The organism is Gilliamella sp. B2824, from assembly GCF_026536245.1.
In the GTDB taxonomy this organism is placed as follows: domain Bacteria; phylum Pseudomonadota; class Gammaproteobacteria; order Enterobacterales; family Orbaceae; genus Gilliamella.
This window is the reverse complement of the sequence record NZ_JAFNON010000008.1, coordinates 21,024-34,767: the sequence shown is the minus strand read 5'-3', so window position 1 is coordinate 34,767 and position 13,744 is coordinate 21,024. Positions and strand designations below refer to the sequence as shown.

Annotated in this window: 10 protein-coding genes; all 10 read left to right on the top strand. The window is 38.0% G+C overall.

Features of this window, described 5'->3' with window-relative positions; translation table 11 throughout:
• Positions 1-22 precede the first annotated feature (22 nt).
• A complete protein-coding gene (gene rpoB, locus J3U56_RS08715) occupies positions 23-4,051 on the top strand; it encodes a DNA-directed RNA polymerase subunit beta (protein WP_267334166.1) in 4,029 nt (1,342 codons plus the stop codon).
• Positions 4,052-4,142: 91 nt separating this feature from the next.
• A complete protein-coding gene (rpoC, locus tag J3U56_RS08710; RefSeq protein ID WP_267348873.1) occupies positions 4,143-8,369 on the top strand; it encodes a DNA-directed RNA polymerase subunit beta' in 4,227 nt (1,408 codons plus the stop codon).
• 81 nt (positions 8,370-8,450) lie between these two features.
• Positions 8,451-8,762: an antibiotic biosynthesis monooxygenase family protein gene (locus tag J3U56_RS08705; RefSeq protein WP_267348872.1), complete on the top strand. Its 312-nt coding sequence runs from the start codon at positions 8,451-8,453 to the stop codon at positions 8,760-8,762.
• Between the two features lie 417 nt (positions 8,763-9,179).
• A complete protein-coding gene (locus J3U56_RS08700) occupies positions 9,180-9,779 on the top strand; it encodes a LemA family protein (RefSeq protein ID WP_267367382.1) in 600 nt (199 codons plus the stop codon).
• 39 nt (positions 9,780-9,818) lie between these two features.
• On the top strand, positions 9,819-10,703 hold the full coding sequence (locus tag J3U56_RS08695) for a TPM domain-containing protein (RefSeq protein WP_267367380.1): 885 nt from the start codon (positions 9,819-9,821) through the stop codon (positions 10,701-10,703).
• A 494-nt stretch (positions 10,704-11,197) separates the two neighbouring features.
• A complete protein-coding gene (locus tag J3U56_RS08690) occupies positions 11,198-11,527 on the top strand; it encodes a hypothetical protein (RefSeq protein WP_267334171.1) in 330 nt (109 codons plus the stop codon).
• Between the two features lie 47 nt (positions 11,528-11,574).
• A complete protein-coding gene (locus J3U56_RS08685) occupies positions 11,575-11,943 on the top strand; it encodes an SFCGS family glycine-rich protein (RefSeq protein ID WP_267334172.1) in 369 nt (122 codons plus the stop codon).
• Positions 11,944-11,957: 14 nt separating this feature from the next.
• The gene (locus J3U56_RS08680) at positions 11,958-12,254 is read left to right on the top strand and encodes a DUF4312 family protein (protein ID WP_267334173.1); all 297 of its coding nucleotides are present in this window, start codon (positions 11,958-11,960) and stop codon (positions 12,252-12,254) included.
• A 20-nt stretch (positions 12,255-12,274) separates the two neighbouring features.
• Positions 12,275-13,027, top strand: coding sequence for a DUF4311 domain-containing protein (locus tag J3U56_RS08675; protein ID WP_267344553.1), 753 nt, complete (start codon positions 12,275-12,277; stop codon positions 13,025-13,027).
• Between the two features lie 18 nt (positions 13,028-13,045).
• Positions 13,046-13,699: a DUF4310 family protein gene (locus J3U56_RS08670; protein WP_267344554.1), complete on the top strand. Its 654-nt coding sequence runs from the start codon at positions 13,046-13,048 to the stop codon at positions 13,697-13,699.
• The last annotated feature ends 45 nt before the right edge of the window (positions 13,700-13,744 follow it).

Here is a 13,744-nt window from a genome sequence, read left to right as displayed (position 1 = left end):
AGATAAGCAAGTTGAGGAACTAATGGTTTACTCTTATACCGAGAAAAAACGAATTCGTAAGAATTTTGGTAAACGTCCACAAGTCTTGGATATACCGTATCTTCTTTCTATTCAACTTGATTCGTTCCAGAAATTTATTGAGCAAGATCCAGAAGGTCAGTACGGCTTAGAAGCCGCTTTTCGTTCAATATTTCCGATAAAAAGTTATAGTGGTAACGCTGAGTTACAATACGTGAGCTTTAAAATGGGCGAACCTGTGTTTGATGTTAAAGAATGTCAAATTAGAGGGATCACTTACTCAGCACCGTTGCGCGTTAAATTACGTTTAGTTATTTATGATAAAGATGCGCCAGAAGGAACAGTTAAAGATATTAAAGAGCAAGACGTCTATATGGGCGAAATTCCTTTAATGACGGATAATGGTACATTTGTGATTAACGGCACTGAACGTGTTATCGTTTCACAATTACATCGTAGTCCGGGTGTGTTCTTTGATAGTGATAAAGGTAAAACGCACTCTTCTGGTAAAGTTTTATATAATGCGCGGATTATTCCTTATCGTGGCTCTTGGCTTGATTTCGAATTTGATCCAAAAGACAATCTTTTTGCTCGTATTGACCGTCGTCGTAAACTTCCAGCGACAATTATTTTACGAGCGCTTGGTTATGAAACAGAAGAAATTTTAGATATCTTCTTTGAAAAAACTATTTTTGAAGTTGGCAAATCAAAATTAAAAATGGATCTGGTTCCTGAGCGTTTACGTGGTGAAACGGCTCTGTTTGATATTGAATCAAAAGGTAAAGTTTATGCTGAAAAAGGCCGTCGTATAACCGCACGCCACATTCGTGAACTAGAAAAAGATAAAGTAACTAAGATTGATGTACCAGTTGAATATATCGTTAATAAAGTATTAGCAAAAAATTATGTTAATGAAGAGACTGGTGAAGTTATTGCTTTTGCTAACACGCCAATTTCGTTAGAGCTATTGCTTGAATTAACCAATGCTGGCCATAAAAAAATTGAAACATTATTTACCAATGATTTAGATCATGGTGCATTCATTTCTGAAACATTAAATGTTGATTCAACTCGTGACCGTTTAGGTGCATTGGTTGAAATTTATCGTATGATGCGCCCTGGTGAGCCACCAACAAAAGAAGCAGCTGAAGCACTATTTGATAATCTATTCTTCTCTGACGAACGTTATGACTTATCAGCAGTAGGCCGTATGAAGTTTAATCGTTCTTTAGGGCGTGAAGATATCGAAGGCGAAAGCGTGTTAACCAAAGGCGATATCGTTGATGTCATGAAGAAACTTATCGCTATCCGTAATGGTCATGGCGAAGTGGATGATATCGACCATTTAGGTAATCGTCGTATTCGTAGTGTTGGTGAAATGGCAGAAAACCAATTCCGTATTGGTTTAGTTCGTGTTGAGCGAGCTGTAAAAGAGCGTCTATCTTTAGGCGATCTTGATTCATTAATGCCACAAGATATGATTAATGCTAAACCAATTTCAGCGGCAATTCGCGAATTCTTTGGTTCGAGTCAGTTATCGCAGTTCATGGATCAAAACAATCCATTATCTGAAATTACGCATAAACGTCGTATTTCTGCCTTAGGTCCGGGTGGTTTAACGCGTGAACGTGCTGGCTTTGAGGTGCGTGACGTACATCCAACTCATTATGGTCGCGTATGTCCGATTGAAACACCTGAAGGTCCAAACATTGGTTTGATTAACTCATTGGCGGTGTATGCTCGTACTAATGAGTATGGATTCTTAGAAACCCCATATCGCCGAGTCATTGATGGCGTTGTAACTGATGAGATTAACTATTTATCAGCAATCGATGAAAGTGAATTTGTTATTGCACAGGCAAACTCAAATTTAGATGATGATGGTCGTTTTAAAGAAGATTTAGTGACTTGTCGTTTAAATGGTGAATCTGGTTTATATAGCCCGGAACAAGTTCATTATATGGACGTATCAACACAACAAATCGTTTCTGTTGGTGCTTCATTAATCCCATTCCTTGAGCACGATGATGCGAACCGTGCCTTGATGGGTGCAAACATGCAACGTCAAGCAGTACCGACATTAAAAGCGGAAAAACCATTTGTTGGTACAGGTATGGAACGTGCAGTTGCGGTTGACTCAGGTGTAACTGCTGTTGCTCGTCGAGGTGGTACTGTTCAATATGTTGATGCATCACGTATCGTAATCAATGTCAATGCTGACGAAATGTATGCTGGTGAAACAGGGATTGATATTTATAACTTAACCAAATACACCCGTTCTAACCAAAATACTTGTATTAACCAAATTCCATGTGTGGAGTTAGGTGAAAAAGTTGAGCGTGGCGATGTACTTGCAGATGGTCCATCAACGGATTTAGGCGAGTTAGCACTTGGTCAAAATATGCGCGTGGCATTTATGCCATGGAATGGTTATAACTTTGAGGATTCGATTTTAGTCTCTGAAAAAGTGGTACAAGATGACCGTTTCACCTCGATTCATATTCAAGAGTTATCTTGTGTATCTCGTGACACTAAATTAGGTGCTGAAGAGATTACTGCTGATATTCCAAATGTGGGTGAAGCAGCACTTTCTAAACTCGATGAGTCTGGTATTGTTTATATCGGCGCTGAAGTAAAAGGTGGTGATATTCTGGTTGGTAAAGTGACGCCTAAAGGTGAAACACAATTAACACCAGAAGAGAAATTACTACGTGCTATTTTCGGTGAAAAAGCATCTGATGTTAAAGATACTTCATTACGTGTACCAAATGGTGTTTCTGGTACAGTTATTGATGTTCAAGTCTTTACGCGTGATGGTGTACAAAAAGATAAACGTGCACTTGAAATCGAAGAGATGCAGCTTAAACAAGCACGAAAAGATTTGACTGAAGAACTTAAGATCTTAGAAGCAGCATTGTTTGCACGTATTCGTGATGTGTTAATTTCTGGTGGTATCAAAGCAGATAAATTAGATGCTCTGCCACGTGAAAAATGGTTAACTATTGGGATTGCTAATGAAGATAAGCAAGCACAATTAGAGCAACTTGCCGAGCAGCACGAAGAAATTAAAGTTGAGTTTAACAAAAAACTTGAAGCTAAACGCATGAAGATTACTCAAGGTGATGATTTACAACCTGGAGTGCTCAAAATTGTTAAAGTTTATTTAGCGGTTAAACGTCAAATTCAGCCTGGTGATAAGATGGCGGGTCGCCATGGTAACAAAGGGGTTATCTCAAAAATCAACCCAATTGAAGATATGCCATATGATGACAAAGGACGTCCAGTTGATATCGTGTTAAACCCACTAGGGGTTCCATCACGTATGAATATTGGACAGATTCTCGAAACCCACTTAGGTATGGCGGCTAAAGGTATTGGTCAAAAAATTGATACAATGCTTAAAGAACAGCAAGAACTTGCTAAATTACGTGAGTTTATCCAAAAAGCATACGATCTTGGTTTAGGTGCTGCACAAAAAGTTAATGTTGCAGAATTTACCGATCAAGAAGTGATGACATTGGCACAAAATTTACGTAATGGTATGCCACTTGCTACACCAGTGTTTGATGGTGCAAAAGAGCAAGAAATCAAGTCATTACTAGAATTGGGTGATTTACCGACTTCAGGTCAAATTACATTATATGATGGCCGTACGGGTGAACAGTTTGAACGTCCGGTAACGGTAGGTTATATGTACATGCTTAAATTAAATCACTTAGTTGATGATAAGATGCATGCACGTTCTACAGGTTCATATAGTCTGGTTACTCAACAGCCATTGGGTGGTAAAGCTCAATTTGGTGGTCAGCGTTTCGGTGAGATGGAAGTATGGGCACTTGAAGCTTATGGTGCTGCTTACACACTACAAGAAATGCTAACGGTCAAATCAGATGACGTAAACGGCCGTACTAAGATGTATAAAAATATTGTAGATGGTGATCATCGTATGGAACCTGCGATTCCAGAATCATTTAATGTATTGTTAAAAGAGATTCGTTCGCTAGGTATTAATATCGAGTTAGATGAAGAGTAATCTTCACTAACTAAAAATGATTTCTATTTATAGGGATAACTTATCAGCAATGATAAGTTATCTAATTGGTTTAACTCCATAGGAGCCAATTGTGAAAGACTTACTAAAGTTTCTAAAAGCACAAACAAAAACAGAAGACTTTGATGCTATCAAGATAGGCCTTGCTTCTCCTGATATGATTCGTTCATGGTCTTTTGGTGAAGTTAAAAAACCTGAAACAATTAACTATCGTACGTTCAAACCTGAACGTGATGGATTATTTTGTGCGCGTATTTTTGGACCCGTTAAAGATTATGAATGTTTATGTGGAAAATATAAACGTTTAAAACATCGTGGTGTAATTTGTGAAAAATGTGGCGTTGAAGTCACACAAGCTAAAGTGCGTCGTGAACGTATGGGGCATATTGAGCTTGCATCACCAACTGCACATATCTGGTTCTTAAAATCATTACCATCACGTATTGGTCTATTATTAGATATGCCACTTCGTGACATTGAACGTGTGCTTTATTTTGAATCATTTATGGTTCTTGATGGTGGTATGACCAACTTAGAGCGTGGTCAAATTTTAACAGAAGAACAATATTTAGATGCGTTAGAAGAGTTTGGCGATGAATTTGATGCTCGTATGGGCGCCGAAGCAATTCAAGAATTATTACGCAATATTGATGTGCAAGCGGAATGTGAAGCACTACGTGACGAACTTTCAACGACAAACTCTGAAACAAAACGGAAAAAAATCACTAAACGGATTAAGATTATCGAAGCATTCATTCAATCAGAAAATAAACCTGAATGGATGATCTTAAACGTATTACCTGTGTTGCCACCTGATTTACGTCCATTAGTACCACTTGATGGCGGACGTTTTGCAACATCAGATTTAAATGATCTTTATCGTCGAGTGATCAACCGTAATAACCGTTTAAAACGTTTATTAGACTTAGCTGCGCCAGATATTATTGTACGTAATGAAAAACGTATGTTACAAGAATCTGTCGACGCATTATTAGATAATGGTCGCCGTGGTCGTGCTATTACTGGTTCAAACAAACGTCCATTAAAATCACTTGCCGATATGATTAAAGGTAAGCAAGGTCGTTTCCGTCAAAACTTATTAGGTAAACGTGTCGATTACTCGGGTCGTTCTGTAATTACTGTAGGTCCATATTTACGATTACATCAATGTGGTTTACCGAAGAAAATGGCACTTGAACTATTCAAACCATTTATTTACGGTAAATTAGAGCGTCGTGGTTATGCAACTACCATTAAAGCAGCCAAGAAAATGGTTGAGCGTGAAGATGCAATTGTTTGGGATATCTTAGATGAAGTTATTCGTGAACATCCAGTATTACTAAACCGTGCGCCGACACTACATAGATTAGGTATTCAGGCATTTGAACCTATTCTAATTGAAGGTAAAGCGATTCAATTACACCCATTAGTTTGTGCGGCATTCAATGCTGACTTCGATGGTGACCAAATGGCGGTGCACGTTCCATTGACGTTAGAAGCGCAATTAGAAGCGCGTGCGTTGATGATGTCAACCAATAATATCCTTTCACCTGCTAGCGGTGAGCCTATTATTGTTCCTTCTCAGGACGTGGTATTAGGTCTTTACTACATGACGCGTGACAAAGTCAATGCGAAAGGTGAAGGCATGGTTTTAACTGGCCCTAAAGAAGCAGAAAAACTGTATCGTTTAGGTTTAGTTGAGTTACATGCGAAAGTTAAAGTACGTATAACAGAAAGCCAACGTAACAGTGTTGGTGAGTGGGAAGAAACAACCTCTGTGGTAGATACTACAGTTGGTCGTGCTATCTTATGGTTAATTATGCCGAAAGGTATGAGCTTCTCTGTGATTAACCAACCACTAGGTAAAAAAGCGATTTCTCGTATCTTGAATATCTGTTATCGTCAATTAGGTATGAAAGAAACCGTCATTTTGGCTGACCAAATAATGTACACTGGATTTGCTTATGCTGCTCGTTCAGGTGTATCAGTTGGTATTGATGATATGGAAATTCCAGCGAAAAAATCGCAAATCATCAATGAAGCTGAAATTGAAGTTGCTGAAATTCAAGAACAGTTCCAATCAGGTTTAGTTACCGCTGGTGAACGTTATAATAAAGTTATCGATATTTGGGCAGCAGCCAATGAACGTGTTGCAAAAGCGATGATGGATAACTTATCAACTGAAAAAGTGACTAACCGTGAAGGCAAAGAAGAAGTACAATCTTCTTTTAACAGCATCTATATGATGGCCGACTCAGGTGCTCGTGGTTCTGCCGCTCAGATTCGTCAGTTAGCAGGTATGCGTGGTTTGATGGCAAAACCGGATGGTTCTATCATCGAAACTCCAATTACGGCAAACTTCCGTGAAGGGTTGAACGTTCTTCAGTACTTTATCTCGACCCATGGTGCGCGTAAAGGTCTTGCCGATACCGCATTAAAAACAGCGAACTCAGGTTACTTAACTCGCCGTTTAGTTGATGTGGCGCAAGATCTCGTTGTTATTGAAGATGACTGTGGCACGTTAGAAGGTGTAGTAATGACACCCGTTATCGAAGGTGGAGATGTTAAAGAGCCACTTCGTGAACGTGTATTAGGTCGTGTAACAGCAGAAGATGTATTAAAACCAGGTAGTGCAGATATTTTAATTCCTCGTAATACACTACTTGATGAAAGTTATTGTGATTTACTCGAAGCTGAATCAGTTGATAGTGTGAAAGTCCGTTCTGTGGTTTCGTGTGATACTGATTTTGGGGTTTGTGCGAAGTGTTATGGTCGTGACCTTGCCCGTGGTCACTTGGTGAATAAAGGTGAAGCAATCGGTGTTATTGCGGCACAATCAATCGGTGAGCCAGGTACACAGTTAACCATGCGTACGTTCCATATTGGTGGTGCGGCATCGCGAGCGGCAGCAGAATCGAGTGTTCAAGTGAAAAACAAAGGTAGCATTAAATTAACCAATGCTAAATTTGTAACTAACCCAGATAAGAAACTGGTTATTACATCTCGTAATGCTGAGTTAACCATTATTGATGAATTGGGTCGAATGAAAGAAACTTACAAAGTTCCTTATGGTTCGATTTTAACCAAAGGTAATGGCGCAACAGTTGATGCTGGTGAAACAATCGCTAACTGGGATCCACATACCATGCCAGTTATCTCTGAAGCGAAAGGCTTTGTCAAATTTGTAGATATGGTTGATGGTCAAACTATTACTCGTCAAACCGACGAATTGACAGGTTTATCATCAATTGCAATTTTAGATGTAGCTGAACGTACTGGGGTAGGTAAAGATTTACGTCCGGCAATTAAGATTGTGGATGCAAAAGGTAATGATATTTATGTTGCTGGCACTGAAATGCTCGCGCAATACTTCTTACCTGGTAAAGCATTAGTCCAATTAGAAGATGGTGCTGAAATCAATGTGGGTGATACCCTTGCACGTATTCCACAGGCATCGGTTGGTACCAAAGATATTACCGGTGGTTTACCACGCGTTGCTGACTTATTTGAAGCACGTAAACCGAAAGAGCCAGCAATTCTTGCTGAAATCGATGGTATTATCTCGTTTGGTAAAGAGACCAAAGGTAAACGTCGCTTAATTATCACTCCACTTGATGGTAGTGATCCATATGAAGAGATGATTCCAAAATGGCGTCAACTTAACGTATTTGAAGGTGAACAAGTTGGACGTGGTGATGTGATTTCTGACGGTCCAGAATCTGCACATGACATTTTACGTTTACGTGGTGTTAATGCAGTGACACGTTACATCGTTAACGAAGTTCAAGAAGTTTATCGCTTACAAGGTGTAAAAATCAATGATAAACACATTGAAGTCATTGTTCGTCAGATGTTACGCAAAGCAACGGTTATTCATCCGGGTGGTTCTCGTCTACTTGACGGTGAACAACTTGAAGTATCACGCTTGAAAATTATTAATCGTGAACTTGAAGCACAAGGTAAAGAACCAATTGTTTACTTGCATGATCTGCTTGGTATTACTAAAGCATCACTTACTACTGAATCATTTATTTCTGCGGCATCGTTCCAAGAAACGACTCGCGTATTAACTGAAGCAGCAGTTGCGGGTAAAAACGACGAATTACGTGGCTTGAAAGAAAACGTTATTGTTGGTCGATTAATTCCGGCTGGTACGGGTTATGCTTACCATAAAGAGCGTTTACGTAAACGTGCAATGCCATCAACTGATGACATTCAAACAACTGTTTCTGCTGAAGAAGCAACAGCAAACTTAGCTGAATTACTTAACTCTGCAGCGGAAGAAAACAACAATCAATAATTGGTTGATTTAATTTTTAAAATAGCACGTGTAAACGTGCTATTTTTTTATCGGACATAAGTAAATTAAAAGGAGATATTTATGTATATAGTCATGAATCGTTTTAAAATTAAACGTGGTAGCGAAGATACTTTTATTGATATATGGCGAAATCGTGATAGCCATTTGAAAGAGATGAAAGGATTTAATCGTTTTTATTTCTTACAAGGAAAAACTGAAGAAAACTATACACTATTTTCATCTTTTGCAGAGTGGGAAACTAAAGCGGATTTTGACGCTTGGGTAAACTCTGAACACTTTAAACATACTCATCGAAATACCAATAATCGGCCAAATAATCATGATATCTATTTTGCGCCAGCAGAGCTTGAATGCTTTGAAGTGATTTTATAGCCAATAATCTGATTATAATTATCGGTAAAAATTAACAGATTGTTATACTTATAATAAATGGCTTTGTGAGCAACCATTAATAAAGCAATGAAGTGTTTTGCATAAATTCCTTCGATTATACTTCGCAAGTTTGCTAAAACTCGATATAATATTTAACAGTTAATTTAAACTATGTGGTATGCAACTGAAATATAGTGAATGATAACAATCAGTTAGCGACATAAATTTTTGTCTTTATCTCTAATAATCTCATCTTTATCGATTAAGTTGTCTATTGTTGTTTTTACGCCATTTGCTTTTGTGCATTATGGTTATTTAAAGCAGTAACTGGATGTCAGAATAAGTTATTTTTCATCGTTGCTTAATTAATTAGTATTCACATTTAACCAAAGTTAAGTACTTTATAAGAGGTTTATAATGAAATCAAAATCTTTGTTAGTTATTCTTGTACTCATTATTATTGGTGGATTTATCTTTTTTAAAGATTATAACAGTATTCAAACTCAAGATGAGGCGGTTGCAGCTTCTTGGTCAGAAGTTATTAACCAATATAAAAGACGTGCTGATTTAGTGCCTAATTTGGTTAATACAGTAAAAGGTTATGCAACTCATGAAAAAGAAGTATTAACACAAGTCACTGATGCACGAGCTAAAGTTGGATCGATTCAAATTAATGCTGATCAGTTAACGGATCCTACTTTATTTTCGAAATTCCAACAAGCACAATCCGATTTAAGTTCAGCATTAAGCAGGCTTATTGCTGTAAGTGAGAATTATCCGGATCTTAAAGCTAATACACTTTATCAAGATTTGATGAGCCAACTTGAAGGTACAGAAAATCGTATTACAGTAGCAAGAGGACGCTACATTGAAACGGTTAAAAATTTTAACAGTTATATCCGTACGCTACCAACTAAATGGGTTGCAGATATTTTAGGTCAACAAACTAAGCAACAATTTACGGTTGATAATGAAAAACAGATCTCTGATGCACCTGCTGTCAATTTTGGACAGTAAATATAAATGAAAAGGTTATTTGTATTCAGCGTGCTATTGATGATCAGTTGGCTGAGTTATGGGTTAACTGAGATCCCCGTATTTAGCCAACGTGTTATTGATATCACGCATACCCTGACATCGTCACAAATCGATAAGCTAGAATCAAGTTTAATTGCGTTTGAAAAACCACGTACTGATGGTGCACAAATTGCGGTATTGATGATAGCGAAGCTTGATAATGAAACGATTGAGCAATATGCCGATAGGGTTTTTATTGACTGGAAAATTGGTAAAAAAGGTCGTGATAATGGCATATTGTTACTGATCGTTAAAGATGATAAACGTATGCGTATCGAAGTCGGCTATGGTCTTGAAGGCACCATTACCGACTTGATTGCTAGCCACATTATTCGTGACCAACTTGCACCTCAGTTTAAACAACATAACTATTATCAAGGCATATACGACGCTTTAACCGTATTAAGTCAAAAAATCGATAATTCAGACACTACAACCGATGATGACTCACAACAGAATCTGAATTCATTGCTAGCAAGTGACTTTGGCGCAACTGTTTTTAATTATGGATTAGTCTCATTTTTTATCTGTTTTGTCATTGCTAACTTCATCTTATCTAACTCAAGCAAAATCAGTGCAAAACGAAGTTTAAGCACAGGATTACTCAATGGACTCTCTGTTGGCGGATTTACATTATGGCATGGCTTTCCACTATATATTGCATTACCACTATTATTTTTAGCTTTTGTAGCAAGTACCATTTTAAGTGGTATTTTAATGGCTAAAGGAAGTGGAGGGGGCATTAACCGACGCGGTGGTGGCGGAGGTTTTGGTGGTAATAGTGGTGGTTTTGGTGGTTCTGGCGGATTCGGTGGTGGAGGCGGCGGACGCAGTGGCGGTGGTGGTGCTTCTGGTAGTTGGTAAAGATTTTAAGGGCGCTATACATGAAGGTATAGTATTTTTTTAATTTCTTAAAAGAGATTTTTTGTATGGTAGGATTTCGGACGTTTGCACCGAAATGAAAAAACCACAAAATTACTCACGTCCGAGATCCTAAAGAACAAAAATCAAAAAACGTTGTCAAGAATTTTAAGGAAATAAGTACGTTTCAGTATAGCATCCTACCCTGAATTTAAGCAAAACCACAAAAATTCCAAAACTTTTGCGTATAAAATCCCAAAAATAAAAAATCTTCACTTCTCTCTCTATGTATCATTTTTATGATCAAACTCACAAATTTAACAATCTGTTTATTCTGGCTTAATTTAATTTTTCCCTCTATAAACGCAGATGACGCCATTTATTGCGATAAATGATAATTAATTTCCTGTTGTTGACGGAAAAAGTCTCTATCCACGTTAATTGTGGTTTCATTTACGCTTAATCCATGCTTAAAAAAGAAGAGAATTATGTGTGTTATGTCATCAATAAAGTTTCGCATGATCGAGGATAATCTTGAACCAGAATTAGTTACATCACAAATTATTAAAATTATAAATGGCTGGTTGATTGAACAGCAAATTACGCAAAATGATGTGCAAAAGGCTATGTTACTTTCGCACGTTAAAGCTATGGTGCAACGGGCAAAAACACTTGAAAAATTACCAGAAATTGATCCAAGCTTATTTGATGAACTTTCACAGGAATCTTTAGCGCTAGCTCGCAGAACAGTAGAATTATTTGATAATTTGCCAATGGAAGAAGCCTATTTATTGGCTGTGCATTATGAGGTAGCTAAGGCAAATTGAAAAGATTACTAGACAATTAAAAAACAATAATTAATAGGAGAAATAGTATGACTGAAGTAGTCATTGTTATTGGCGATAGGATGGGAAAAGGGCAAAAGATTGCCGAAGGAATTAACTCTGTAGAAGGTTGTAGGGCAATTGTTATTCCTGGTATGGCAGCTGATATGAAGTTAGGTGATGTCATGAATGAGAAGCATGCTGATTTGGGCTTATCGTTTTGCGGTAGCGGCGGCGCAGGTGCGATTACTGCACAAAATAAATATGGCTATTCACAACGCCATGGTATGCGATCAATAGAGGAAGGTGAGACCGCAATTAATGATGGTTGTAAAGTTCTTGGTTTTGGTTTTATGGATACACAAGAGCTTGGCAAGCGTATTGCACAAGCATTTTTGAAAAAAAATCCACGTCCATAAGTGCGAAGATAAAAATGAAAAAAACACAACAGTTGTCTGTCAGGGTAAATGGTAAAGGTGAATCTAAACAACGGGCATTTGCAATAGCATTAAGCCAGGTTCAAAAAGAGGTATTTAACCATATCGGCGATATTGTATTACGTATTGAACCACAAGATATTCAAGTTGTATCAGCAAAACAAATGATAACAACTGAGCGCTTTTTGTTTGTTTTTCTGCCAAGGAAAAGAACCCTTTACGACATCACTCTTGATGTCTCTGTTAATGTAAGTTTCGTTAATCTTGCGGATATTGAATTTAAATCTGAATAACATAACGTATAAGGGAAATGATGGAAATTCTAATTATTGCATTAAAGTCTATTATTATTGGTGGACTTTGTGGTTTTGGCGTTGGTGCCGGGGCTGCTCGAATGTTTCATGCGCCAACCTATCAAGGTATGGGGGCTTTTCGAACACTTGGCGAACTTAATTCTTGTGAAGGTGATCCTGCGGCGCATTTCTCATTTGGTCTTGGTTTCTTTTTTAATGCATGGGCATCATCAGTGGCTGCGGGCTCTTTTACCCAAGATGTCGATCACCGAATTATTCCCAACTGGGGAGCATCGTTACTGATGATAAAAAATCGTAATCTTGCCGAAACGCTACATGATCCTAAAAAAATGGCATTAGCTTGTGCATTTGTCGGCGTCATTGTGGTGTTATTTTTAAATACCACCACTTCTGTTATTCCTGATTCCCTAAAAATTACCGCGACGAAAGTATTAGTCCCTGCGGCAAATCTGCTTGTGGCAACAGTAATGCCTGTTATCTTTTGGTTGGCAGCGTTAGATGCTGGTCGTCGTAGTGGTTTTTGGGGGACATTGTTTGGCGGACTTGCTCAATTGATTATGGGTAATGCTGTACCGGGCTTAGTTTTAGGCATCCTAATTGGTAAAGGCGTAGATGATAGTGGCTGGAATCGTGTTATGAAGATTATGTTAGTTGCGATCATTGTTCTATTTGTGATGAGTGGATATTTTCGCGGTTTTGATATGAAGATGATAAATTCATTTCGAGATGGTCTGTCTTATTGGTTTAAATAATATAGGGAATAACACATTATGAATACTCAAACAACCATTAATAAAAGTTTTTGGTATGCCGATTGGTCATTCCCGATTATTTGTGGACTTTTATCAGCAGGTATTTTTGCTGGAACGCATACTTTTTATGTATATGGTATAGGTGCATTTAATGAGATTGCGTTTGTTGCAATGCTCAAATCAGGAATGACAACCGGTGATTATGGTGCAGTTGCAGCATTTGGCGCTAGTTTTTTGTTTGCCCGCGTTATTGAAGGTTCATTAGTTGGCATATTGGATATTGGTGGCGCTTTACAAACAGGTATTGGATTAGGTGTACCAGCATTATTGTTAGCGGGTGGTTATACCTTTCCTGTTGAAAACTTTTTAGCTGCATTAGCGACAGGATTAGTGTTAGGTGCAATGATTGGCGCCATTATTATTCTTATCCGAAAGTTTACTGTTAATAGTGGCAGTGGATCGACTTTTGGTGCTGATGTGATGATGGGTGCCGGTAATGCTTCTGGACGATTCTTAGGACCAATGATTATTTTATCAGCTATGGTAGCTTCAATTCCTATTGGTATTGGCTCTTTACTTGGTGCATTACTTTTTTATGTATGGAAAAAGCCAATTACAGGTGGTGCAATTTTAGGTGCGATGATTTTTGGTGGAATATTTCCAATTGTCTAATGTTAACTCTCCGCTGTAGTTGGTTAAATTACAGCGGATTTGGAA

Excerpts from the sequence above, each read along its gene's own strand:
- J3U56_RS08705 (WP_267348872.1), top strand. The coding sequence starts at position 8,451 with ATGTATATAGTCATGAATCGTTTTAAAATTAAACGTGGTAGCGAAGAT.
- J3U56_RS08685 (WP_267334172.1), top strand. The coding sequence starts at position 11,575 with ATGACTGAAGTAGTCATTGTTATTGGCGATAGGATGGGAAAAGGGCAA.
- J3U56_RS08675 (WP_267344553.1), top strand. The coding sequence starts at position 12,275 with ATGGAAATTCTAATTATTGCATTAAAGTCTATTATTATTGGTGGACTT.
- J3U56_RS08695 (WP_267367380.1), top strand. The coding sequence starts at position 9,819 with ATGATCAGTTGGCTGAGTTATGGGTTAACTGAGATCCCCGTATTTAGC.
- J3U56_RS08670 (WP_267344554.1), top strand. The coding sequence starts at position 13,046 with ATGAATACTCAAACAACCATTAATAAAAGTTTTTGGTATGCCGATTGG.
- J3U56_RS08680 (WP_267334173.1), top strand. The coding sequence starts at position 11,958 with ATGAAAAAAACACAACAGTTGTCTGTCAGGGTAAATGGTAAAGGTGAA.
- J3U56_RS08700 (WP_267367382.1), top strand. The coding sequence starts at position 9,180 with ATGAAATCAAAATCTTTGTTAGTTATTCTTGTACTCATTATTATTGGT.
- J3U56_RS08690 (WP_267334171.1), top strand. The coding sequence starts at position 11,198 with ATGTCATCAATAAAGTTTCGCATGATCGAGGATAATCTTGAACCAGAA.
- rpoB (WP_267334166.1), top strand. The coding sequence starts at position 23 with ATGGTTTACTCTTATACCGAGAAAAAACGAATTCGTAAGAATTTTGGT.